Source organism: Synechococcus sp. 8F6 (assembly GCF_002252665.1).
Classification (GTDB): domain Bacteria; phylum Cyanobacteriota; class Cyanobacteriia; order PCC-6307; family Cyanobiaceae; genus Cyanobium_A.
Genome location: NZ_NQKZ01000010.1, coordinates 78022 through 100901, shown reverse-complemented (window position 1 = coordinate 100901; position 22880 = coordinate 78022). Strand labels below are relative to the sequence as shown.

At 65.9% G+C, this 22880-nt stretch carries 27 protein-coding genes; 19 read left to right on the top strand and 8 right to left on the bottom strand.

Annotated elements, in window-relative coordinates; translation table 11 throughout:
- Positions 1–3 precede the first annotated feature (3 nt).
- The 6 genes from secE (at position 4) to rplL (ending at position 3502) form a co-directional block, all read left to right on the top strand.
- A complete protein-coding gene (secE, locus tag CJZ78_RS09170) occupies positions 4–225 on the top strand; it encodes a preprotein translocase subunit SecE (RefSeq protein ID WP_233128632.1) in 222 nt (73 codons plus the stop codon).
- Between the two features lie 103 nt (positions 226–328).
- The gene (nusG, locus tag CJZ78_RS09165) at positions 329–946 is read left to right on the top strand and encodes a transcription termination/antitermination protein NusG (protein WP_233128631.1); all 618 of its coding nucleotides are present in this window, start codon (positions 329–331) and stop codon (positions 944–946) included.
- A 105-nt stretch (positions 947–1051) separates the two neighbouring features.
- On the top strand, positions 1052–1477 hold the full coding sequence (gene rplK, locus CJZ78_RS09160) for a 50S ribosomal protein L11 (protein ID WP_094560886.1): 426 nt from the start codon (positions 1052–1054) through the stop codon (positions 1475–1477).
- 87 nt (positions 1478–1564) lie between these two features.
- Entirely contained in the window at positions 1565–2272 is a 708-nt protein-coding gene (gene rplA, locus CJZ78_RS09155; RefSeq protein ID WP_094560884.1) for a 50S ribosomal protein L1, read from the top strand.
- Positions 2273–2515: 243 nt separating this feature from the next.
- Positions 2516–3043, top strand: coding sequence for a 50S ribosomal protein L10 (rplJ, locus tag CJZ78_RS09150; RefSeq protein WP_094560882.1), 528 nt, complete (start codon positions 2516–2518; stop codon positions 3041–3043).
- 69 nt (positions 3044–3112) lie between these two features.
- Positions 3113–3502, top strand: a complete 390-nt coding sequence (rplL, locus tag CJZ78_RS09145; RefSeq protein WP_094560880.1) for a 50S ribosomal protein L7/L12 — start codon at positions 3113–3115, stop codon at positions 3500–3502.
- A gap of 264 nt (positions 3503–3766) precedes the next feature.
- On the opposite strand, the gene CJZ78_RS09140 is transcribed toward rplL, so the two are convergent.
- On the bottom strand, positions 3767–4525 hold the full coding sequence (locus tag CJZ78_RS09140) for a DUF3747 domain-containing protein (RefSeq protein WP_094560878.1): 759 nt from the start codon (positions 4523–4525) through the stop codon (positions 3767–3769).
- A gap of 78 nt (positions 4526–4603) precedes the next feature.
- On the opposite strand from CJZ78_RS09140, the gene CJZ78_RS09135 reads away from it, so the two are divergent.
- From CJZ78_RS09135 to CJZ78_RS09110, 6 genes are all read left to right on the top strand, one after another.
- Complete coding sequence (locus tag CJZ78_RS09135) at positions 4604–5323, top strand: ribonuclease H (RefSeq protein ID WP_233128630.1); 720 nt, start codon at positions 4604–4606, stop codon at positions 5321–5323.
- Positions 5324–5331: 8 nt separating this feature from the next.
- Entirely contained in the window at positions 5332–6504 is a 1173-nt protein-coding gene (locus tag CJZ78_RS09130) for a quinone-dependent dihydroorotate dehydrogenase (RefSeq protein WP_094560874.1), read from the top strand.
- Positions 6505–6608: 104 nt separating this feature from the next.
- Positions 6609–7424, top strand: a complete 816-nt coding sequence (locus CJZ78_RS09125; RefSeq protein ID WP_143592888.1) for a hypothetical protein — start codon at positions 6609–6611, stop codon at positions 7422–7424.
- Positions 7421–8131, top strand: a complete 711-nt coding sequence (locus CJZ78_RS09120) for a PilN domain-containing protein (RefSeq protein ID WP_094560870.1) — start codon at positions 7421–7423, stop codon at positions 8129–8131. Before CJZ78_RS09125 ends, CJZ78_RS09120 begins: the two co-directional genes overlap by 4 nt.
- The gene (locus CJZ78_RS09115; RefSeq protein ID WP_094560868.1) at positions 8131–8898 is read left to right on the top strand and encodes a hypothetical protein; all 768 of its coding nucleotides are present in this window, start codon (positions 8131–8133) and stop codon (positions 8896–8898) included. Before CJZ78_RS09120 ends, CJZ78_RS09115 begins: the two co-directional genes overlap by 1 nt.
- Positions 8899–9125: 227 nt before the next feature.
- Positions 9126–11234, top strand: a complete 2109-nt coding sequence (locus CJZ78_RS09110) for a general secretion pathway protein D (RefSeq protein WP_094560866.1) — start codon at positions 9126–9128, stop codon at positions 11232–11234.
- Between the two features lie 75 nt (positions 11235–11309).
- On the opposite strand, the gene CJZ78_RS09105 is transcribed toward CJZ78_RS09110, so the two are convergent.
- Positions 11310–12065, bottom strand: coding sequence for a pentapeptide repeat-containing protein (locus CJZ78_RS09105; RefSeq protein ID WP_233128625.1), 756 nt, complete (start codon positions 12063–12065; stop codon positions 11310–11312).
- 196 nt (positions 12066–12261) lie between these two features.
- Here CJZ78_RS09105 and CJZ78_RS09100 point away from each other — a divergent pair, with 196 nt between their 5' ends.
- From CJZ78_RS09100 to CJZ78_RS09090, 3 genes are read left to right on the top strand one after another with little or no spacing between them, the layout of a single operon-like run.
- Entirely contained in the window at positions 12262–13356 is a 1095-nt protein-coding gene (locus tag CJZ78_RS09100; protein ID WP_094560862.1) for a histidinol-phosphate transaminase, read from the top strand.
- A gap of 19 nt (positions 13357–13375) precedes the next feature.
- Entirely contained in the window at positions 13376–13645 is a 270-nt protein-coding gene (locus tag CJZ78_RS09095) for a plasmid stabilization protein (RefSeq protein WP_233128624.1), read from the top strand.
- Positions 13642–14139, top strand: coding sequence for a type II toxin-antitoxin system VapC family toxin (locus CJZ78_RS09090; RefSeq protein ID WP_233128623.1), 498 nt, complete (start codon positions 13642–13644; stop codon positions 14137–14139). The genes CJZ78_RS09095 and CJZ78_RS09090 overlap by 4 nt, the downstream gene beginning before the upstream one ends.
- Here the strand turns inward: CJZ78_RS09090 and CJZ78_RS09085 are convergent.
- The 3 genes from CJZ78_RS09085 to CJZ78_RS09075 form a co-directional block, all read right to left on the bottom strand.
- Positions 14063–14329: a Txe/YoeB family addiction module toxin gene (locus CJZ78_RS09085; RefSeq protein WP_094560860.1), complete on the bottom strand. Its 267-nt coding sequence runs from the start codon at positions 14327–14329 to the stop codon at positions 14063–14065. The two genes, CJZ78_RS09090 and CJZ78_RS09085, sit on opposite strands and share 77 nt — an antisense overlap.
- Positions 14326–14625, bottom strand: a complete 300-nt coding sequence (locus tag CJZ78_RS09080) for a type II toxin-antitoxin system Phd/YefM family antitoxin (protein ID WP_094560858.1) — start codon at positions 14623–14625, stop codon at positions 14326–14328. The genes CJZ78_RS09085 and CJZ78_RS09080 overlap by 4 nt, the downstream gene beginning before the upstream one ends.
- A gap of 78 nt (positions 14626–14703) precedes the next feature.
- Positions 14704–15774 (bottom strand): glycosyltransferase, encoded by a 1071-nt coding sequence (locus tag CJZ78_RS09075; RefSeq protein WP_094560856.1) that lies wholly within the window; start codon positions 15772–15774, stop codon positions 14704–14706.
- 50 nt (positions 15775–15824) lie between these two features.
- Here CJZ78_RS09075 and CJZ78_RS09070 point away from each other — a divergent pair, with 50 nt between their 5' ends.
- On the top strand, positions 15825–16607 hold the full coding sequence (locus CJZ78_RS09070) for a hypothetical protein (RefSeq protein ID WP_233128622.1): 783 nt from the start codon (positions 15825–15827) through the stop codon (positions 16605–16607).
- A 2-nt stretch (positions 16608–16609) separates the two neighbouring features.
- Here CJZ78_RS09070 and CJZ78_RS09065 read toward each other — a convergent pair whose 3' ends face one another.
- Positions 16610–17524, bottom strand: coding sequence for an NAD(P)-dependent oxidoreductase (locus CJZ78_RS09065; RefSeq protein ID WP_094560854.1), 915 nt, complete (start codon positions 17522–17524; stop codon positions 16610–16612).
- Positions 17525–17666: 142 nt separating this feature from the next.
- Positions 17667–18872, bottom strand: a complete 1206-nt coding sequence (gene pgk / locus CJZ78_RS09060) for a phosphoglycerate kinase (protein ID WP_094560852.1) — start codon at positions 18870–18872, stop codon at positions 17667–17669.
- Positions 18873–19035: 163 nt separating this feature from the next.
- Here pgk and CJZ78_RS09055 point away from each other — a divergent pair, with 163 nt between their 5' ends.
- From CJZ78_RS09055 to CJZ78_RS09045, 3 genes are read left to right on the top strand one after another with little or no spacing between them, the layout of a single operon-like run.
- The gene (locus CJZ78_RS09055) at positions 19036–19410 is read left to right on the top strand and encodes a universal stress protein (RefSeq protein ID WP_094560850.1); all 375 of its coding nucleotides are present in this window, start codon (positions 19036–19038) and stop codon (positions 19408–19410) included.
- Entirely contained in the window at positions 19410–20318 is a 909-nt protein-coding gene (gene ylqF / locus CJZ78_RS09050) for a ribosome biogenesis GTPase YlqF (RefSeq protein ID WP_094560848.1), read from the top strand. Before CJZ78_RS09055 ends, ylqF begins: the two co-directional genes overlap by 1 nt.
- Positions 20311–21327 carry an RluA family pseudouridine synthase gene (locus tag CJZ78_RS09045; RefSeq protein ID WP_094560846.1) on the top strand — a complete coding sequence of 339 codons (1017 nt, stop codon included), beginning with the start codon at positions 20311–20313 and terminating at the stop codon, positions 21325–21327. The genes ylqF and CJZ78_RS09045 overlap by 8 nt, the downstream gene beginning before the upstream one ends.
- Here CJZ78_RS09045 and CJZ78_RS09040 read toward each other — a convergent pair.
- The gene (locus tag CJZ78_RS09040) at positions 21278–22879 is read right to left on the bottom strand and encodes an ABC transporter ATP-binding protein (protein WP_094560844.1); all 1602 of its coding nucleotides are present in this window, start codon (positions 22877–22879) and stop codon (positions 21278–21280) included. The two genes, CJZ78_RS09045 and CJZ78_RS09040, sit on opposite strands and share 50 nt — an antisense overlap.
- Position 22880 lies beyond the last annotated feature (1 nt).

Below are 22880 nucleotides of genomic sequence, written 5' to 3'. Positions count from 1 at the left end.
GCCATCAATCCAGATTCCCCAACCCCTGATCAGCCCACACCGCCAGCCGAGCCCCAGGGCTTTGCTGCCGCCACTCTGGCGGAATTGCGCAAGGTGGTTTGGCCCAGTCGCCAGCAGCTGTTCAGTGAATCGGTGGCCGTGATCTTGATGGTGAGTCTCTCGGCGGCGGCGATCGCTGCGATTGATCGCTTCTACGGCTGGGCCGCCCTTCAGGTGTTTCGTTGAGCCTGTGTCCCGTTAAGTCCAGTGCTTCGTCAAATGTTTCGTTGATCCCGTTCCTTTCTTGAGCCCCGTGTCCGAGCCCCTGTCTGAGAGCCCCCTCGACGTTTTGGAGCCTGCAGCAGAGGTGCTGGAGGTGCCCGCCGCCAGCGGCGAAAAGCTCCAGGTGGCCCGCTGGTACGCCGTGCAGGTGGCCTCCAGCTGTGAGAAGAAGGTCAAAGCCACCCTTGAGCAGCGGGCCGTCACCCTCGGCGTGGACAACCGCATCCTGGAGATCGAGATCCCCCAGACCCCGGGGGTGAAGCTCAAGAAGGATGGCTCCCGCCAGAGCACGGAGGAGAAGGTGTTTCCCGGCTACGTGCTGGTGCGGATGATCCTGGATGAGGACACGATGATGGCGGTGCGAAGCACCCCCAACGTGATCAATTTCGTGGGGGCGGAAGAGCGGCGTGCCACCGCCAAGGCCCGGGGCCACATCAAGCCTCGCCCCTTGAGCCGCTCCGAGGTGGACCGGATCTTCAAGCGGGCCGCCGAGAAGAAGGCCGTCGTCAAGGTCGACCTCACCGAGGGCGATCAGATCCTGGTTACGGCCGGTCCGTTCAAAGACTTCCAGGGCGAGGTGATCGAGGTGAGCGGCGAGCGCAACAAGCTCAAGGCCCTGCTCTCGATCTTCGGCCGGGAAACCCCGGTGGAGCTGGAGTTTTCCCAGATCAGCAAACAGAGCTAGGCCTCGGCCCAGCTCAGCGGCCGTCTCCCTGCGGAGGACGGCCGTTCAGTCCACACCCCCGGCGATGGGGGTGATCCGCAGAATTTGCCCCAGTAGCCCGAGACGATGGCCAAGAAAGTCGTTGCCGTTATCAAGCTGGCCCTCCAGGCCGGCAAAGCCAACCCTGCACCGCCGGTGGGCCCTGCCCTCGGTCAGCACGGCGTCAACATCATGGCGTTCTGCAAGGAGTACAACGCTCGGACGCAGGAGAAGGCCGGTTATGTGATTCCGGTTGAAATTTCGGTCTTCGAAGACCGCAGCTTCACCTTCATCACCAAGACCCCTCCCGCCTCCGTGCTGATCTCCAAGGCAGCCGGTATCGAGAAGGGTGCCGCCACCTCCGCCAAGGGCAGCGTCGGCGCCATCAGCCGCGCCCAGCTCGAGGAGATCGCCAAGACCAAGCTGCCCGACCTCAACTGCTCCAGCGTTGAATCGGCCATGCGCATCATCGAAGGCACCGCCCGCAACATGGGCGTCGCCGTCAACGATTAAATCCCCAAACCCATCCACCCTTAGCCGGGGGAGATCCAGGCAGCCCTGAGGGGCCCGGTTCTGAATCGCTCGCACCCCATTCCCACCATGCCAAAAATTTCCAAGCGTTTTTCCGCGCTCAGCGCCACGGTTGAAGACCGCAGCTACACCCCCCTCGAGGCCATTGAGCTGGTCAAGGCCAACGCCAACGCCAAATTCGACGAGACCCTGGAGGCCCACGTGCGCCTCGGGATCGACCCCAAGTACACCGACCAGCAGCTGCGCACCACCGTGGCCCTGCCCCATGGCACCGGTCAGTCGATTCGCATTGCGGTAATCGCCCGCGGTGAGGCCGTGGCCGCTGCCAAGGCAGCCGGTGCCGACCTGGCCGGCGACGACGAATTGGTGGATCAGATCGCCAAGGGTGAGATGGATTTCGACCTGCTGATCGCCACCCCCGACATGATGCCCAAGGTGGCCAAGCTGGGCCGGGTGCTGGGTCCCCGGGGTCTGATGCCGAACCCCAAGGCCGGCACTGTCACCACCGATCTGGCTGGTGCCATCAACGAGTTCAAGGCCGGCAAGCTCGAGTTCCGCGCCGACCGCACCGGCATCGTGCACGTGCGCTTCGGCAAGGCCAGCTTCGATGCGGCCAAGCTGCTCGACAACCTCAAGGCTCTGCAGGAAACCATCGACCGCAACAAGCCCAGCGGTGCCAAGGGCCGTTACTGGAGGAGCCTCTATGTGACCTCCACCATGGGCCCCTCGGTGGAAGTGGACTTCTCGGCCCTGCAGGACATCAAGCAGGAGGGTTGAATTGCTGTGGTGTAGGGTGGCCTACTGGCTTAGGCCAGAAGGGCACGCGCCCTACCCCAGACAGCAGGTGGGTTCACGCCCGTAAGTCCTGCCGAGGTTCACGCGACTGGTTTGGTTCTCCGCCGCGGCTCAGCTGATCGTCAGCTGGATCGCATCGGGTGTTGAACAGGCCGCGGCCTCGAGCCCCCTCCAGGGGCGTCAGGGCCGCGTACCCGGCTTGTTCCCCCGATCCGTTCCTTCCCTATGGGCCGCACTCTGGAGAACAAGCAACAGATCGTCGAAGAGCTCAAAGGGCTCCTCGGCGAGGCCGAAATGGCGTTGGTCCTTGATTTCAAGGGCCTGACCATCAAGGAAATGTCTGATCTGCGGACCCGTCTGCAGGCCAGCAACGGTGTGTGCAAGGTGACCAAAAACACCTTGATGCGCCGGGCCATTGATGGCGATAGCGCCTGGTCGAATCTCGATTCCCTGCTCACCGGCACCAACGCCTTCGTCCTGGTCAAGGGCGATGTGGGTGGTGCGGTGAAGGCCGTGCAGTCCTTCCAGAAGGACACGAAGAAGTCGGATGTGAAGGGTGGCCTTTTCGAAGGCAAGCTCCTCTCTCAGAACGACATCAAGGCCATCGGGGATCTGCCCTCCAAGGAGGTGCTCATGGCCCAGATCGCCGGTGCGATCAATGCCGTGGCCACCAAGCTGGCTGTGGGCATCAACGAGGTTCCGTCCGGCCTTGCCCGGGCGCTCAACCAGCACGCCGAATCCGGCGAAGGCTGATCGCATTTCGCGAGTTCGAGCTCCCTCGATCCGACTGTTCACAAACAGATCTGTTGCTGATTCCCAACCATGTCCGCTACTACCGACAAGATTCTCGAATCGCTGAAAACCCTTTCGCTGCTTGAGGCTTCCGAGCTCGTCAAGCAGATCGAAGAGGCTTTCGGTGTGTCCGCCGCTCCCGCCGCTGGCGTGATGATGGCCGCCCCCGCCGCTGGCGGTGGTGGTGCTGAAGCCGCCGAAGAGAAGACCGAATTCGACGTCATCCTCGATGGCTTCGAAGATACGGCGAAGATCAGGGTGCTGAAGGCTGTCCGCGAGGCCACCGGCCTCGGCCTGGGCGAAGCCAAGGCTCTGGTGGAAGCCGCTCCTAAGGCCATCAAGGAAGGCATCGCCAAAGCTGAAGCCGAAACCATCAAGAAGTCCGTGGAAGAAGCCGGCGGCAAGGTCACCATCAAGTGATCGCTGGGGCCGCTTGCGGCCCTGCCTCGTCCGTCGACAGCTCCTCTGTCTCCTCGCCGGCCCCTTCCAGGGCCGGCTTTTTGTTGGGGGATCGAGCCAATAAAAAAGCCCCGCCGAAGGCAGGGCTCTGAGTTGGAACGATTCTGGGAGTCTGTCCTCGTTTCGACCCCGGAAGAGCGTTCCCACTCCTCACACGAGGAAAACTTAACGGCTGCTTTCAGGGTCCATGAGGGGCGGGAGGACTCTCTGGCAACTGTCACGGGGTTATTGGTTGCTGAAGGGGATCACGGGCAGCCGGATCGGCCCCGGGCCCAGGTTTTGAGCCACCAGGCTGGGTGGGGCCACCGGCGGCTGCAGGCTGGCGTGGAACATCTTCTGGCCGGGGCCTCCCGACGAGGAGCTTCTCGCTTTGGCGACCAGCTCCGGCAGAGGGCTGGCGTTGGCGAAATAGATGTGGCTGAGGGTCTGCTCGCCATAGGCCCGCCGCTGCAGATCCCAGCCTGGCTCGAGCTTCAGCGCCACGAAGCCATCCCGTTCGCGTGCGGGCACCTGGGCCCGCCCCACCACCAGCACCGTGGGATCGCTGGTGGTGCTGGCCTCCAGCTGCAGTTCGGTACCGCTCTGGCGCAGCTGCAGCCGGTAGCGGCTGGCCAGATCCTGATCGGCGATGCGCAGGGAGTAGCCGTTGCTGTCGAGGTAGCGGCTGCAGATGCCGGTGAAGTTGAAGCGGTTGAGAGCCGGATCGACCAGGCCGTCGGGGCGCTGCTCCCAGCAGAGGGGCTGGGTTTTGATCTGCTCGAGCACCAACAGGCTCCAGGCGCTGTTGCCCACCGGCCGCGCCAGCACGGCAAAGCGGCTGGCATCAAGCGGGCGGCTGTTGAACACGTTGGCGGCCTGGGCCCAGGGGCTGAGTGCGGCCACGCCAGCGCCGGCTAGCCCTGCAGCCGCCAGGGCCAGGTAAGTTCGAGCCAAGAGTCGTCCTGTTGTTCGACCCACGGACGGGCCCGGAGTGGAGGAGTCCATGGCTGGGCGCGACAGTGGGTCAGGGATGCTCTTTAGCGAATTTTTTGGGGTTGTCCAGTGGCGGCTAAGCCGGTGAACGTGGTGGCTGCGGCCTGTGATGGCGCCTGCAGCGGCAACCCGGGCCCCGGTGGCTGGGGGGCCTTGCTGCGCTTTGCTGACGGCTCGGTGCATGAAATGGGCGGGGCCCATCCGGCCACCACCAACAACCGGATGGAGCTCACCGCGGCCCTGGCCCTGCTGGAGGCCCTCAAGGCCCTGCCCCGTGATCCCCGGCTGACGATTCGCACCGACAGCCGCTACCTGATCGACGGCTTCGGCAAGTGGATCCAGGGCTGGAAGCGCAAGGGCTGGCGCACGGCATCTGGTGGCGCGGTGCTCAACCGGGATCTGTGGGAGCAGCTCGACCAGGCCCGGTTGCCGGGCGTGGAGCTGGTGCACGTCAAGGGGCACAGCGGCGACCCCGACAACGACCGCTGCGATGCCATCGCCGTGGCCTTTTCCCGCGGCCTGATGCCGGCCATGGCCGCCGGCGAGGTGCTGACCACAGCCCGGATCGAGGCGGATGTGCCGCCCCCAGGCTTGCAGCAGTTGCTCTCCCGCCTGGAGCTGGCCGAACGCTTCGCCGCCCAGGGCTATGGCCTGAGCCTGGTGGAGCTGGCCCAGCTGGTGGAGCAGCCCCTGCAGCAGCTGGAGCGCCGCAGCAGCCCCTGGCGCTGGCGCGACTGGCAGGTGCAGCCCCTGGAGGGCGGCCGCTGGCGTTTGCAACGCGACGCGGGAGGATTGGGCGACCGGGAGTAGGCGGGGAGATGGCGGATTCAGGCACCGCAACCAACACGGGCGCGCTCTACGGGCGCTTGGTGGGGCCGCTGCTCAGCCGCGACGACGGCGCCGATGCGGAGCAGCTCAGCCAGCTCACGCTTACGGCCTTGGCCCAGGCCTCGTTGCGGCGCCAGTGGCCGCTGGTGAGTGGCGCCCTGGCCGGTCTGGCCGCCGAATTGCAGCGGCCCGATCCCCGGCTGGAGCAGAGCCTGTTTGGCTGCCGCTTTGCCAATCCGGTGGGGCTGGCGGCCGGCTTCGACAAGAACGGCGTCGCCGCGGGGATCTGGCACCTGTTCGGCTTTGGTTTTGCGGAGCTGGGCACGGTCACCTGGCACGGCCAACCGGGCAACCCCAAGCCCAGGCTGTTTCGCCTGGCGGCGGAGCGGGCGGCGCTGAACCGCATGGGCTTCAACAACGACGGCGCCCAGGCCTTGCGCCGCACCCTGGAGCGTCAGCAGCTCCCCGCCCCGGGCCGGCGCCCGGCTGTGCTGGGCATCAACCTCGGCAAATCGAAGATCACCTCGCTGGAGCTCGCCCCCGACGACTACGCCTCGTCGCTGGAGCTGCTCGCCCCCCTGGCCGACTACGCGGTGATCAACGTGAGCTCGCCCAACACGCCGGGCCTGCGGGAGCTGCAGGAGGAAACCCTGCTGCGGCGGCTGGTTGAGCGGCTGCGGCGGCTGCCCGCCTGCCCGCCGCTGCTGGTGAAGATCGCTCCCGACCTGGAGGACGACGCCATCGATGCGATTGCGCGCATGGCCTACGAGGAGGGCCTGGCTGGCGTGATCGCCGTGAACACCAGCCTCAACCGCCTGGGGCTGGAGCAGCGTCGCCTGGCCCAAACGGGCCAAACGCTGGCTGAGGAGGCCGGCGGACTGAGTGGGCTGCCGCTGCGGGCCCGGGCCCTGGAGGTGCTGCGGCGGTTGCGGGCCACGGCGGGGCCAGCCCTGCCCCTGATCGGAGTGGGCGGCATCGATTCAGCCGAGAGCGCCTGGGAGCGGATCACCGCCGGCGCCTCGCTGGTGCAGCTCTACACCGGCTGGATCTATGGCGGCCCGGCCTTGGTGCCCGAAATCCTCGAAGGGTTGGTGACCCAACTCGAGCGCCACGGACTGTCCCATGTGGGCGAGGCGGTGGGCTCGGGGCTTCCCTGGCGCTGAAAGTTCGGTAGGTTCCCTGTAACAATTCGAACCGATCGTTGGTACTGGCGGGACTCCAGGAGACATGGCGCCCCCTACGTGCCCAGCTGTTTCCCAAGCTGGTGATGATCGATCTGTCCGAGCAGTTGGTGATCGGCCAGCGCGTGAAGCGGGGCAGGCCGCAGGAGCCGATCTGGACCGCTCCCATCCCGGCACTCACCTGCCGGGATGGGGTGCCGCAGCTCAAGGATGCGGTGGGGGATTTTTTGGGCGACCTGCTGCTGGAGTACGGGGGGATCGACGCCCAGCTGGTGGTGTCGCTGCCTCGGCAGGCGTCCCACTGGCGGGTGGTGGATTGGCGGGCGGGTCAGCAGCCGGGTGACTCGGTCGATGCCCTGCGCGCGCTGAATCCGGATCTGGGCTGGCCGTTTTCGCTGGAAGCGGCTTATCTGGATGTGCATCCCTTGCCGGGTCGTCCTGCCAGTTCGTTGGTGATCGCGGCGGAGCGGTCGGTGGTGGACGCCTGGGTGGAGGTGTTTGCGATCGCCGGCAGTACCCTCCAGCATCTGTTGCCGTCGCAGGTGTGCCTGATGTGGGGCCTGCGCGACGCTCTGGCGGCCACGCCTGCCGGCACCCTGGTGGCGCTGTTGCAGCCGCTTGATCAGCAAACCAGCCTGATCCTCTGGCACCAGGGCGTGCCCGAGTTTGAGCGGATGTTGCCTGGGCCGATGGTCGATCTGATCCCCGCCCTGCAACAGAGCTTGGAGTTTTACCGGAACCTGCAGGCTCCCGGCGCGCCGGTGCGGTTGTTGTTGGCGGCACCGCTGGAGGATCAGGCGTTGTTGGAGCAGGCGCTGGATCTGGAGGCCGAAGTGGTCGATCACGATGGCTTTGGCTCCCTCTGTTTGCAGGGCCTGGGCAGCTTGGAGCTGGTCAGATGACGACAACCCCAACCACCAGCCAGTTCGACCTGCTGCGCGAAAAACGCCAGGAACTGAACCTGCCGGAACCCGTTGCGGTTGCGACGCAGGGCCGTCAGCGGCTGGTGCAGGGCGTGGCGATCGGCGCCGCCCTGATCGGCCTCTCGCTGGGCATGGCTGTGCTCGTGTTGTTGCGCGCCTTGATGGTGAGCGCTGCGGTGGATCGCCTTGGCACGGTGGAGGCGGAGGTGCAGTTGTTTGAAACCCAGCTCACGGCGGCCCGGGGCAAGCTCAAGAGGGTGGAGAACGCCAATGCGGATCTGGTCAAGGGACTGATTGCGGTGCGTTCCGGATCGGCGCTGATGCGCGATCTGCAGCTGCGGGTGCCGGCAGGGGTGCAACTCACCGCTGCTACGGAAGAGGGGAGTGGCTACCGGCTCAAGGGGGTGTCGCGGGATCCCCAGGCCTTTGCCCGCATCAATGCGCTTCAGCTCCAGTTGAAGCGCTCCCCGTTGCTGGATCCCAATGGCGTCACCCTTGTCAAAGCGTCACGGGGTACAGGTGAGACCAATGCGTCTGCAGCGGGGTCAGCACCGGTCAGTTTTGAGTTGTTGGTGACCTTTCGTCCGCCGATCAGTCCGTTGGCGGAGAAGCAAATTCTCACCCAGCTCGGAGCGGAGGGCTTGGTGCGTCGCCTGGAGTTGCTCCAGCAGGAGGGCTTGCTCTGATGACCAACCTTCAGGATGGAGCTGATCGGAATGCCTCCCAAGTGCAGCAGCGCTTGCTTTTGGGGCTGCCGATTGGGGTGGGTGCGCTGCTGGCGATTTTGGTGGTGGGTGTGGGGGTGGTTCCCCAGTGGCTGAAGCTGCAGTCCGACAGTGAACGACTGGCCCAGCTGGAGGAGATCCAGGGCCGGATCCCCCTGCTGCGGGCCCAGATCGCCAAAACGGCGGAAAGCCAGGAGGCGGCGGAGCGCAAGCAGCAAAAGGTGCTGCGATTGATCGAGGGAAGTGGCGAGTTGGTCACCTTCCTGGCCCAGCTGGATCAGGAGGCAGCTCGCTTCGGTGTGCAGCTGGATCTGTATGAGCCTGTGGCAGCACTGCCGCCCCCAGCTGCGGATGAGAAGACGGCTCAAAAAGGCGAGCAGCCGGCGGCGCCCCCCAAGTCTCCCCTCGAGGCGGCTGGCCTGAAGGCCCAGCAGGTGTTGCTCACGGCCGAGGGCCCCTACCCCAATGTTTTGGCGTTTTTGCGCGCCACGGAAAAGCTGACTGTTTTGGTGTCACAAAGCAACTTGTCGCTGACTGCCGTGGAGCCTCCCAAGGCAGCCCCCCAGCCTGCTCCCCAGGGTGGTAATCAGGCGGGCAATCAGAGCGGCATGGGTGCACCAGCGGCGATCCCTGTGGCGGCGAAAACTGAGTTGAAATTGACGCTGACTTATTACCAGTCTGGCAATGCAGTGAAGCCCACACTTGTGCCGCCCAAGAAACAAACTTAGCAAGCGTCGACGTCTTCTTCGCTGCCCTAGCTTTTCAGAAATCGGTTCGGTAAGATCCGTACAAAGTTGTGTGAAGAACGTTGGGTAGGGATTGGGGTCGTCGTCTTGCTACGGCCGCTGCGGCAGCAGTTCTCCCTAGCTTTGCTGTTCTTGATGCTGCTGGCCAGGCCTCCCCGCGCCAAGCCTCTGCCTCCTCCCGCGGCTCTGCTGCTGCCGCAGCGGGACCGATGCAGCTGCAGGTGCGTCGCCTGGGCAATGCGGTGGAGCTGGTGGTGGTGGGAGCTGGTCCTGCGCCTCAGTTGCAGCAGTTGGCGCAGCCCAACGGCTGGCAGGGTCAGCTCACCACGGCATCGCCGACGGGTCTGCGGGTTGGCCCCCAACGGCTATCGATGCCGGAGCTGGGGTTTCAGTCGGTCAGCCTTGATGGCTCGGGTAGCAGCTACAGCCTGTCGGTGACCCCGATGCCCGGGGTTCTCCTGGCACGTCCGGTGGTGAGTGCTGATGGTGTGAATCTGATTCTCACGTTTCCTGCTTCTCCGCAGGTTTCCCTGCAGACAAATCAGCTGGATTTAAGTCAGCCTGGGGCGGTGCCACAGCCCGCCTATGCGCCTCCGCTGCAGGCGAGGGCTGTTGCTCCGCCGTTGGGAGATATGGCTGTGGGGACGATGACACTTCGTAATCCATTGAATGTCGAAGTGAGTGGGCCACCGGTCACAATGACTTTAAAAAATGCACCTGCCAGAGATGCTTTAATGGCACTCGCTCAATTGGGTGGATATGGATTCGCTTTTACTTCTGATTCAGGAAGAAATGAAACTACTTTGTCCGAAATTAGATCATATAGCTTTGGAACAGTTCAAGAGTCTAATACTACTAAGCCTGCCGGGGTCCAGGTGGATGGGAGCTACCCTGTCACTGTAGCATTTAAAAGTGAGAGCTATCAGCGGGCTTTTAATTTCATCCTGGCCGTATCTGGTCTTCAGGCCAAAAAAGATGGAAATGTAATCATAGTAGGCCCCAGGGTGTCGGGATTGGCATTAGGATCTCTTGTGTCCAAGGTTTATCGACTAAATCAAGTTAGCCCGAATGCCTCGGCCGATTATCTTGCCAATCTAGGCGCTTCAGTCACTAAGACGAACACCATAACGACTGCTGTTACGCAGGGGGTAAGCCAATCCAGCACCGTAAGCAATGCACCTTCTAGTGCTACTACTCAATCTAGTAGTCAGACTAGGGTGGAGGCCTATGGGGCTTCAGCTGGACCACTTATTGGCCTAAGGGCGACTACAGATACAAGGCTTGGGACTATAACTTTGGTAGGCAGTTCTTCTGTAGTTGTGGTCGCCGAGCAATATTTGCGTCAGCTTGATTTGCGTCAAAGGCAGGTGGCATTATCGGTAAAAATATTAGATGTGAATCTTGACAATGATTCCGTTATGGAAAACAGCTTTGCAATTAGGTGGGGCAATAACTTCATTGTCAATGATGGCGGCGAGCTGCTCGGAGCTTTCGGGAATAATTTGCCACCTAGCTATAATCCTTTGACTGGTTTTAGCTCTGCCGAAGCAAATCCTGGTACGGCTTATCCAAAAAACCAGTTTTACGACTTTCTCAGGGCCCAAATTATTTCTCAAAGTACTAAGCTTTTGGCAAGTCCAACTTTAATTCTTCAAGAAAATCCTGCTGAGCTGCGTGCAGCTGAAAGTGGTTCTTCGAGTGGTAGCGGCTCTGGTCAAAGCCAGGGAGGATCATTAGATGAGTATAGTATTGATTCGCCAATTGGCCGCCGCAGGGCTAACGAGGGGGTCGTCAGGGTTGGCACCAATGTGATTACCCAGTACCAAGTTAATAATGCGGCAAACTCTGCTGGTGCCAGCAATATAATCACCTGTCAGCCCACCCTTTCCACGGCTGGACTTGTTTTAGGGGCCCGTATCGAGAAGATTGATGATAATGGCTTTGTCACTTTTGCTTTGTCTCCCAGTGTTTCTGCGGTAACGGATCGTGAGCCAGTCCCCGGCTGCGGAAATATTGATATTTTGAGTGTGCGGAGATTGGATACGGGTGCGCTACGGGTGCGAGATGGTCAAACGTTAATCATGACGGGTGTGATCTCAGAGTTTGATCGTGCTGAAGTCAGCAAGTGGCCTGTTCTTGGTGATATGCCCCTGATTGGTTCTTTATTCCGCTCTAGTGGGACTCGCCGCGAAAAGCGAGAGTTGGTGATCATGGTGACGCCAAAAATCATTAATGATGTAGAAGGTGGTGTCTATGGCTACGGCTATCAGCCTTCAACTCCTGATGCTCGCAGCTTTATGGGGGCATCGGGGTATTAGAAAATGACGGGTATGCCCAAGCGGTGGCTGGCGGTACTCACCGCCTCTGAGTTCGGCCCCGCACTTTGAGAGCCCTTACAGGCCCATTGGCAGAAAGGCCTTGGCCGCCAGCGGGGCCAGAAACTGAAAGGCGGCGAGGGCGCCACTCAGGGCTTTACTGCCCGCTCCGTTGCCGTCGGGGGTGTTCGGCTTGGTTGATGCCACCACTGTGTTGGCAGCTTGCTTCAATTGCAACGCCTGCTCCTGCTCGCCGCGTTCTCCATAGAGGCTCGCGGCGTAGTTGAAATCGTTGGCGGCGAGTTCGCTCTTGCCCTGCTCACCGCGGCAGATCCCCCGGGCCACCCAGCTGATGGCGGCGGCGGGTTCTTTGCTGATAGCTGCGCTGAACAATGTTTCCGCTTCTGGATAGCGGCCCTGCTGGGCCGCCTCGGCACCAGCGTTGTGCAATTCCGCGTAACTTAGTTGTGTGGGCTCGATGCCCGTGGCCCGTTGCCAGTGGCTGCGCGATAGGGCTCCTGGGTCCAGCAGGGCACCACTGAGATCGGCCTGGCGTAGATCGGTGCCATCCAGCCGCGCGCCGCGCAGGTCGGCACCGCGCAGGGAAGCCCCCATCAAGCTCGTGAAGCTCAGATTGGCGCCGCTGAGCTGGGCGCCATCCAGGCGGGCCTGCCCCAGGTTGGCCCGTTGCAGCTGGGCCTGGCGTAGATCGGCGTCGCGCAGATCCGCGTGCACCAGATCCGCATTCTGGAGCTTGCAGCCACGGCATCTGCGGGTGTCCAGCAGCTTGAACAGGTCGGTCGAATCCGCCTTGGCGCCAAGCGCCATCAGCATGGCCACAGCAGCGAGCAAACTGGCGGTGGCGCTCAGCAGGTGCCCTTGACCTGGCAACGTCGGAGGCACTATGCGGCTTGGCATGGCATTCGTGCCTGTTGCAACGGCTTATAGCGCAGGATTTCGCCTGTTTCCCCGGCGGCACAGGCCTGATCGCCTCGCACTCGCCGCCGGCACTTAGCTTTCGGCCATGCCGATGCCGCCCTCCGAGCGCCATGGCGGCAATCTGGCCGCCACCGCCGCGCGCCTGGGTTGCCGGCCCTCCCAGCTGCTGGATGCCAGTGCCTCCCTGGTGCCCTTCGGGCCGCCCTGGCGGGTGCGCGTATCCCTGCTGAAGGCGGTGCTGGGGCTTGCCGCTGGCTCGCCGCTGCGGGCCTACCCCGATCGTCACGCCACTGGCTTGCGCGCAGCCCTGGCCCAGCTGCATGGGGTGGAGCCCGAGTCGGTGCTGCCGGGCAACGGGGCGGCGGAATTGTTCACCTGGGCAGCGCGCGATGCGGCGGCCGCCGGCTTGAGTGCGGTGCCCCAGCCGGGCTTCGCCGACTACCCCCGCGCCCTGGCCTGCTGGGGCGGCGCCTGGCGAGCCCTGCAGTTGCCGCTGCAGGGCGGTTCGGGGCCGCAGCCGTTTCCGGCGGCTCCGCCGGGAGCGGTGCTATGGCTCACCAACCCGCATAACCCCACTGGAGCGCTGTGGAGCCGTGCCTCCCTCGAGCCCTTGTTGGAGCGCTTTGCCCTGGTGATCGCCGATGAGGCCTTTCTGCCGCTGGTGCCAGGCGGGGAAGCCCAGAGCCTGATTCCGCTGCTGCAGGCCCACCCCAACCTGGTGGTGATCCGCAGCCTCACCAAACTCTGGTCGATCGCCGGGCTGCGGCTGGGCTATGCCCTTGGCCAGCCCGAGCGCCTGGCGCGCTGGGCCCGTTGGCGCGATCCCTGGCCGGTGAATGGTCTGGCGGTGGCGGTGGGCGAGCGCTTGCTGGGCGATCCCATGTCCTACGGGCGCTGGTGCCGCCGGGTGCAGCGCTGGACGGCCCGCGAGGGGGCCTGGCTCTCAGCCCGGCTGGAGGCGTTGCCGGGCATCACGCCGCTGCCGTCGGCCGCCAACTTTCTCTTGATTCGCGGCGACGCGTCCCTGGTGCCGCTGCGCGAGCGCCTGGAGCGCCGTCACCGCATCTTGCTGCGCGATTGCCGCTCCTTCGACGGACTGGGCGAACGCTGGCTGCGGATCGGTTATCAGAGCCGCCGCGACAACCGGCGCATGATTCGGGCCTTGCGGCAGGAGCTTGGTCGCTAGCGTTGATTGCATTGCATGCATGCCCGTGGCAACGCTGACGGTTCGCAACCTGGATGAGGCCACCAAGGCCCAGTTGCGTCTCCAGGCGGCACGCCACGGCCGCTCGATGGAGGAGGAGGTGCGCACGATCCTGCGCGAGGCCTTGTTTCGCGGGCCATCCAAGCCCAGTGGGCCCAGTCGCCAGGGGCTTGGCCAACGGATTCATGCCCATTTTGATGCGCTGGGTGGCGTTGAGCTGGAGCTGCCCGACCGCAGCTCTCAGCCGCAGCCGGCGGATCTTGGGGCGTGATCGGCGTGATCGTCCTCGACACCAATGTGCTCTCCGAGCTGATGCGTCCTCGGCCCAACCCCCAGGTGCTGGCTTGGGTGGATGGTTTGGATCCTGGCCTCGTAGCGATCACGGCCATGAATGAAGCGGAGATTTTGCACGGCATCAGGCGGCTGCCGGATGGCCGTCGTAAGGCTGCTCTTCAGCAGTGCTGGGACGAACTGGTGGCCGACATCTTTGCTGGCTGGGTCTGGCCCTTCAGCAGCGAAGCTGCCCTTTGGTATGCCGATCTCTTGCGCACCCGTGAACGGTTGGCGCGGCCCATGGCCACAGCTGATGCGGTGATTGCGGCCACGGCCCTCGCCCATGGCGCCCAGCTCGCCACCGGCGATGTGGCTGATTTCGCCGATGTGGGTTTGGACTTGATCAATCCCTGGGCTAGTAATGATAACGCCCCTGTAGAAACTCCACCCGCGTGTTCTGCACCAAATACACGCAGCGATGTTCCTGGGTGATTCGGCGTGACCACACCCCTGGTCCCAGGTATTTAAGTGGTTCCGGTTTGCCGATGCCCTCAAAGGGGTCCCGCAGGGTTGCACGCATCAGCTCGATCAGGCGTTTGGCGGTGCGGGGTTCGTGGCGAATCCAATGGTGGAGATCATCCAGAAACTCCGGATGCACCACCGCCTGCCAGGCCGTGTTCATCTGTTTGTGAGGCTGCTTCCCAGATCGGCCAGCTTGCTTTCCAGATCAGCCAGGTTGAGGGGCGGCAGTGTTTGTTCGCGAGCTCTGGTTAGGGCCGTGAGCAGACGCTCCGCGTTTGCGGGTGAGCGCAGCAGGTGGGCCGTTTCCAATAGGCCTGCCAGTTCATCGGCGGCCACGAGGGCCACATCGCCCCCTTTTCGCCGCCGCACCAGCACCACCTCGCGATCTTCGACGGCCCGATCCATCAGGCCCTTCAAACCCTCACGGGCTTTGCTGTAGGTGGTCTCGATGGGCATCGCTTTGCCATACCGATGGGCCGGGTCTGCTGGACAGACCTATTGGACAAGTCTAGGGCTGTTGGCAGGGTTGGTTGTTCAGGGCTGGCTGAGCATCGCGGCCACCCGTTGATCGGCATCGCGCACCGCCAGTTGCGTCATGGCGGCGCCCATACCCGCTAAAGGATCGCGCGCGGCTGCCGCCCCCCGTAGGCGCGGGCCCAGCAGGCGCCAGAGGCTGCGCTCGAGGGCGGGCTCGCTGGGCAGGTGCTGCCACACGATCACGGCGGCGCCGATTTCGGCGGCGGCGGCGGCGTTGGCATCCTGGTGGCGATCGGCGGCGGCCGGGTAGGGCACCAGGATCGCCGGGGTGCCGCACACGGCCAGTTCGCTGAGGGCGCCGGCACCGCTGCGGCTGATGGCCAGGTCGGCGTGCTGCAGCAGGCCGGGAATGTCGTCGCTGAAGGGTCGTTCCACGGCGCCAGCGGGCAACGGCTGGCCGGCATCGGGGTCGTTGCGGCCAGTGAGGTGCACGACGCGCACACCCGCCGCCGTGAGCTTGGCCAGCAGGGGCCGCACCATCTGGTTGAGGCCAACGGCGCCCTGGCTGCCGCCCATCACCAGCAGAAGGGGCCCGGGGCCCGGCGGCACCCAGGCGGGCAGGGGGGCTGGCTCCAGAAACGCCTGCCGCACCGGCGTGCCCGTCACCACTGGCCGGCAGCCGGGCAGGCGGGCGGCGGCCTGGGGCAATCCCACCGCCACCTGGCTGCACAGCCGGCCGAGCAGGCGGGTCACCTTGCCGGGCAGGGCATTGCTCTCGTGCAGCACCACCGGCACGCCGCACCAGCGGGCCGCCAGGATTGCTGGTGCGGCGATGTAGCCGCCGCTGGTGAACACCGCGTTGATCTGTTCGCGGCGGATCAGCCGCCGTACCGAGCGGGTGGCCTGCAGCAGCTGCAGCAGGTTGAGCAGTCGCCTCAGCCCCCGGCCCTGCAGCCCGCCGGCCCGCACGGTGTGGAGCGGATAGCGGCTGGGCACCAGTTGGGTTTCCAGGCGGTCGGGTACCCCCAGCCACTGCACGCTCCAGCCGGGCGGCATCGCATCGGCCACCGCCAGGGCGGGAAACAGGTGGCCGCCGGTGCCGCTGGCAGCGATCAGGAGCCTGGGCATGGGTGTTGGCCTGCAGCGCGCCTAACTTAAAAGCGGTTTCCGCCGCCCCGATGCCGCGTCCCCAGCTGCCGAGCCGAATCCTGCACCCCTTACTGCCTAGCGTCCTGCTCGGCCTGGCGGCCCTGCTGGGCGGAGCCCTGCCGGCAGTGGCTGCCGCCGGCCCCACGGCGGCCCAGCTGCAGGCCCTAGAGGCGGCCCTCAACGGCTCCGGTGAGCTGGCGGCCGTGCTGGAGAACGGTCCGGGTCTCGATGTCACCCTGGTGGAGCTGCGCCGCCGCAGCCTGCTTCGTCAGTTCCCTGATGCCCGCTGGCAGGTGAGCCCGGGCAAAGCGCTGCGCGATGGACGCAGCACCGTGCAGCTCCAGGTCACGGGTAGCCGCCAGGAGGGCCCCACCCTGTATCGGCTCCTGGCCCAGCAGCAGCTGGTGCTCAGCCGCAGCGTTGGCCCCGGTGGCCGCATCAACGGCCAAAGCGTGATCCGTGAGCAGACCCTCCTGCGCAGCGGCGAAGCCGACCTGCCGGTGAGCCTGCAGATCCCCGATGCGGTGCTCACGGGTCAGCGCTACGACGTGGACGTGCTGTTTGATGAGCCCCTGGAGGGCGCCATTGCTGCCGGCGGCCTGGTGGCCCTCACCGGCCAGCAGGTGAATGCCCTCGAGAGCCCCAATCTGCAGCTGGGCGCCCTGGGTGGCGGTGGCCTGTTCAAGTCGGTTCAGGCTCCGTTCACCCCCGGCTCCCAGACCTGGGCGGTCCTGTTGGTGCATCCCCAGGGCATCGTCAGTGCCACCAAGCGGGTGCTGGTGGTGGCCGATAAGGCCCAGTTGAATCCCTGAGCTCAGGCTGCTTTGCCCTGGCTGCCAAACCAACGGGCCAGGGCCGACACGTCGTCGTTGCCGTGGCCCGACGCCAGCAAGCTGTCTTCCATGGCGGCCACCAGCTGGCTCACCGGTAGCTCCATGCCGGCGGCAGCGGCCGCCTCCAGGGCAATCGCCAGATCCTTGCGGTGCAGCGCCAGCTTGAAGCCGAGGGGGAACTGACCCCTGAGCATGTTGGCGGCGCGGTTTTCCAAGGCCCACGACCCGGCCGCTCCAGCTGCCAGCGCCTCGCACACCTGCTCCATCGGCAGTCCCAACCGCTGCCCCAGGGCCATGGCTTCCGCCACAGCCGCGTAGCTACCGGCCACCAGCACCTGGTTCACCGCTTTGGCCTGCTGGCCCGAGCCCACGGGGCCCAAGTGGCTGATGCGACTGCCAATCACCTCCAGCAGCGGGCGGGCTCGCTCCAGGTGGGCCGGATCGCCGCCCACCAGCACCGAGAGCGTGCCGGTGCGGGCGCCTTCTGTGCCGCCGGTCACCGGGGCGTCGATGTAGTCCACGTCCTGCTGAGCGAGCTGTGCCGCCATGCGCCGGCTGGTGGCCGGGCTGACTGTGGAGCAGTCGATCACCAGCGTCCCCGGCTGCAGCCCTTGGCGGGCCGCGGTTTGGTCGGTGCCCAGGATGTCAGCGCCGAGCAGCACAGCCTCCACGGCGCAGTCGTCGCTGACGCACACCAGCAGCACCTCGGCCGCGGTCGCCGCTTCCGCAGGGCTGCCGGCCCCCCTGGCCCCCGCCTGCAGCAGTGGTGCTTCCCGGCTGCGGTTGCGGTTGTGAACGGTGAGCGGAAAGCCAGCGGCCAGCAGATTGGCCGCCATCGGTGCGCCCAGGGCCCCCAGTCCAATCCAGCCGACGGCAGGCCTGTCTGTTGGGCTCATTCACTTGCCTGGTCCGATCCCCAGCCTGCCTCGGCGTGGTCTGAGCCGGTGTTTTGCGCCTGTTGAACAGGTTGTTGCACAACCCCTGCCAAGCAAAAAGGGGGCTTGAAGCCCCCTCCTGAACCGTCAGGCCTCTGCCAAATCAGGCCTCATCCAGGGCTGCCACGCCGGGCAGCACCTTGCCTTCCAGCAGCTCCAGGCTGGCGCCACCACCGGTGGAGATGTGCGACATCTTTTCGGCCACACCCACCTTCTCCACGGCGGCCACGGAGTCACCGCCGCCGATGATCGTGCAGCAGCCCTTGCCGCTCAGGTCGGCCAGGGTGTGGGCGATGCCGTTGGTGCCGGCCGCAAACTTGTCGAACTCGAACACGCCCATGGGGCCGTTCCAGATCACGGTCTTGCAGTCGGCCAGGGCCTCCTGGAAGGCTTTGAGCGAGTCGGGGCCGATGTCCAGGCCCATCCAGCCATCGGGGATGGCGTTGATGGACACGGTCTGGCTGTTGGCGTCGGGGGCGAAGTTGTCGGCCAGCACCACATCGGTGGGCAGCAGCAGCTGCACGCCCTTGGCGGCCGCCTTGGCCTCGAGCTCCTTGGCCAGCTCCAGCTTGTCCTCTTCCACCAGGCTCTTGCCCACTGCCAGGCCGCGGGCCTTGTAGAAGGTGAAGATCATGCCGCCGCCGATCAGCACCTTGTCGCACTTGTCGATCAGGGCTTCGAGCACGCCGATCTTGGAGCTCACCTTGGAGCCACCCACGATCGCCGCCAGGGGACGCTTGGGCTCGTCGATGGCGCCCTGCAGGTATTGCAGCTCCTTCTCCATCAGGTAGCCCGCCACGCTGGGGCTCAGGGCCTTGGTGACGCCCTCGGTGGAGGCGTGGGCGCGGTGGGCGGCGCCGAAGGCGTCGTTCACATACACATCGGCCAGGGCGGCCAGCTGGGCGGCGAAGCCAGCGTCGTTCTTTTCTTCCTCGGCGAAGAAGCGCACGTTCTCCAGCAGCACCACATCGCCCTCGGCCATGGCGGCCACCTTGGCTTCGGCATCGGGGCCGATGCAGCTGTCGGTCTTCACCACGGGCTTGCCCAGCAGCTCAGCCAGGCGGGCGGCCACGGGGGTGAGGCGCATGCCCTCGTTCACCTGACCCTTGGGACGGCCGAAGTGGGCGGCCAGGATCACCTTGGCGCCCTTGCCGGTGAGGTCGTTGATGGTGGGCAGGGCGGCACGGATGCGGGTGTCATCGGTGATGGCGCCGGCGTCGTCGAGCGGTACGTTGAAGTCGACCCGCACCAGCACGCGCTTGCCGCGGAGCTCATCGGCCGAAAGGCTGGCCAGGGATCGCTTCGCCATGGGGGTATGGAAATTACGGAATTGCCGGGGGAGGTTAGCCCCCGCGGCGCCTTCTGCTCCCCGGATTTCGGATTTCCGCCAACCAGCCGCCCTGGCCGGATCCCGGACGCCCCCCCAGACTGAAACTCCCACCTGCCTGGGCCCTGCCTTCGGTCATTGCTCCATGTTTGACACCGTTCTCTTTCCCATCGACCAGAGCCGCCAGGCGATGGAAACGGCGGCGGTGGCCCTGAAACTGGCCCAGCAGCACGCCAGCACGTTGGTGCTGCTGTCGGTGGTGGAGCCCGGCCAGGACGATCCCACGGCCGTGGCGGAGCTGCTGCAGCAAGCGCGGGCTCGCTTTGACGAGGCGGGGGTCAGCTGTCAGGTGATCGAGCGGGAGGGCAAGCCGGCCTTCGTGATCGGCGATGTGGCCGATGAGATCAACGCCGATGTGATCGTGATGGGCACCCGTGGCATCGCGATCGAGAGCGACCAGCAGAGCACCGCGGCTCGGGTGATTCAGTTGGCCCCCTGTCCGGTGCTGGTGGTGCCCTGATGCCCCAGACGCTTCCGCTCAGCGTCAATGCCCCGGCGATTCAGTGGTATCCCGGCCACATCGCCAAGGCGGAGAAGGCCCTCAACGCCAATCTGGCCAAGGTGGACCTGGTGATCGAGGTGCGGGATGCCCGCATCCCCCTGGCCACCTCCCACCCGCGGCTGCAGCGCTGGATCAGCGGCAAGCAGCATCTCTTGGTGCTCAACCGGGTGGACATGATCCCGCCGCCGGTGCGCCAGGCCTGGACCGCCTGGTTCAAGGCCCAGGACCAGACCTGCTGGTGGTGCGACGCCAAGGCCGGCACCGGTGTGAAACAGCTGCAGCAGGCGGCGATTCGGGCCGGCGCGGCCCTCAATGCCCGCCGGGCTGGGCGAGGCATGAAGCCCCGGCCGGTGCGGGCCCTGATGCTGGGCTTCCCCAACGTGGGCAAATCGGCCCTGATCAATCGGTTGGTGCGCCAGAAGGTGGTGGACAGTGCCCGCCGCGCTGGCGTCACCCGCAGCCTGCGCTGGGTGCGCCTCGGCCAGGACCTCGACCTGCTCGATGCCCCCGGCGTGCTGCCGCCCCGCCTCGACGATCAGCAGGCCGCCCTGCGGCTGGCCCTGTGCGACGACATCGGCCAGGCCGCCTACGACAACGAAGCCGCCGCCCGGGCGTTTCTGCAGTTGCTCACCCTGCTGGAGGCTGAGCCGGCCGCCGGGGTGCAACCCGCCCTGGTGGAGAAGCGCTACGGCATTCCCCTCGCTGCGCTGGTGGGCGGCGGCCCCGACGTGGAGGGCTGGCTGGCCGCCGCCGCGGCGCGCCACACCAGTGGCGACAGCCTGCGCATGGCCACCAAGTTGCTCGACGACTTCCGTTGCGCCCGCCTGGGCGCCATTGCCCTGGAATTGCCGGCTGCCCATGGATAGGGCGCCGCACGAATCGGGCTTCGGGGTTGGCACGGCTTTTGGCGAGGGGGAAGGCGAGCTGCTGACGCTCACCTATCCCAAGCCGCTGCCGATGCGGCTCGACCGCTGGCTGGTGGCCCAGCGGCCCGAGCAGAGCCGTGCCCGCATCCAGAAGTTCATCGAGGCCGGCTATGTGCGGGTGAACGGCGTCACGGGTCGCGCTAAGACCCCCTTGCGGCAGGGCGACACGGTGGAGCTGTGGATGCCGCCGCCCGAGCCGCTGCCCTACCTGGTGGCCCAGGCAATGCCACTGGATGTGCTGTTTGAAGACGCGCACCTGATCGTGCTCAACAAGCCCGCCGGCCTCACGGTGCACCCGGCGCCTGGCAACCGGGATGGCACCCTGGTGAACGGCCTGTTGCACCACTGCCCCGACCTGCCCGGCATCGGCGGCGAGCTGCGCCCCGGCATCGTGCACCGTCTCGACAAGGACACCACGGGCTGCATCGTGGTGGCCAAGAGCCAGGAGGCCCTGGTGAAGCTGCAGGTGCAGATTCAGAAGCGGATCGCCTCGCGCCAGTATCTGGCGGTGGTGCACGGCCAGCCGGCGGGCGACAGCGGCACGATCGTGGGCGCCATCGGCCGCCATCCGGCCGACCGCAAGAAATACGCCGTGGTGCACGACGACAGCGGTCGCCATGCCTGCACCCACTGGCGCTTGATCGAGCGGTTGGGGGATTACGCCCTGCTGCGCTTCAAGCTCGACACCGGCCGCACCCACCAGATCCGGGTCCACTGCGCCCACATGGGCCATCCGATCGTGGGCGATCCGGTGTATTCCCGCTGCCGCAAGCTGCCGATCGAGTTGCCCGGCCAGGCGCTCCATGCGGTGCAGCTGGGCCTCGATCACCCGATCAGCCGCGAGCGGCTGGTGTGCGAGGCGCCGCTGCCGGAGGTGTTTGAGCGGTTGCTGGCGGTGCTCAGGCGACGCCCGGCAGCCGCGGGCATGCCTCCACCAATGCGCGGGTGATGGCGGCCTGGGGATCGGTCAGTAGCCGTGCGCCGGGGCCCTCCTCCACGATCTTCCCCCCCTCCAGCACGATCACCCGGTGGCAGAAGCCACTGGCCACCGAGAGGTCGTGGGTCACAAACAGCATCCCCAGCCCCAGGCGCTGCTGCAGCTCCCGCAGCAGGGCCAGCACGTCGGCCTGCACCTCGGCATCGAGCATGCTCACGCTCTCATCGCAGAGCAGCACCTTGGGCTCGAGCACCAGGGCCCGGGCGATGGCCACCCGCTGCTGCTGGCCGCCCGAGAGCTGGCGGGGCAGGCGATTTTCGAAGGCTTTGGGCGGGGTGAGCCCCACGGCGCCCAGCAGCTCGCGGGCGCGCTGGCGGGCCTGGGCGCGGCTGGCCAGGCCATGGATCAGCAGCGGATCGGCGATCGCCTCACCTACCGCCATCTGGGGGTTGAGGCAGGCCAGGGGGTCTTGGAACACCATCTGGATGCCACGCCGCGCTTGCCGCAAAGCCCGGCCCCGCAGGCTCAGCAGGTTGCGGCCCTCCAGCCGCACGCTGCCGCCCCGCACCGGTGCCAGTCCCATCAGCGCCCGGCAGAGGGTGCTCTTGCCGCAGCCGGAGGCCCCCACCAGGCCAAGGGTTTCGCCCGGCTGCAGCCGCAGGCTCACCCCGTCCACCGCCTTCAGCCAGCGGGTTTGCCAGGGCAGCGAGGGCAGGGCGTGCCAGCTGCGCAGCTCCTCCAGCTCCAGCAAGGCAGCGGCCGGCAGCGGTGCGGGGCTCTGGGCGCCTTCCCGTTCCCGCGCCTTGGCCACCAGCCGCTGGGCCAGGGGGGAGGCCGGGGCGGTGAGCAACTGCTGGGCTGGGGCCTGCTCGATCAGCCGGCCCTGATCCAACACGGCGATCTGGTCACACCAGCGGCCCGCCATCGCCAGGTCGTGGCTGATCAGCAGCAGGGCACTGCCCGCTTCCCGGCAGAGGTTGGTCAGTTCCCCCATCACCTGGCCGGCCACAGCCACATCCAGGCTGGTGGTGGGTTCGTCGGCGATCACCAAGGGCGGCTGCAGGGCCATGGCCAGCGCAATCGCCAGCCGCTGGCGCATGCCGCCGCTGAACTCATGGGGGTAGCTGCCGTAGCGCTCCGCCTGGATGCCCACCCGCTCCAGCAAGGCTTCGGCCTGCTCCCGCACCTGGCGCCGCCGCCACCGGGGTCGGTGGGCCGCCAGGGTGTCGCCCAGATGGTCGCCGATCGTGAGCAGCGGGTTCAGGCGGGTCATCGGGTCTTGAAACACCAGCCCCACCGCTTCGCCGCGCAGCTGCCGCAGGGCACTCCGCCGCAGCCGGCTGGGGTTTTGCCCAGCCAGCAGCAGCCCACCGCTGCACTGGCTGCCCGGGGGCAGCAGCTGCAGCACCGCCCGGGCCACGGTGCTTTTGCCGCAGCCGGAGGGGCCCACCAGGGCCAGCCGCTCGCCCGGGCTCAGGCTGAGCGTCAGCCCATCCAGGGTGGGACGCTCCGCACCGGGGTAGCGCACCACCAGGTTGTCGATTGCAAGCACGGGGCTGGTCATG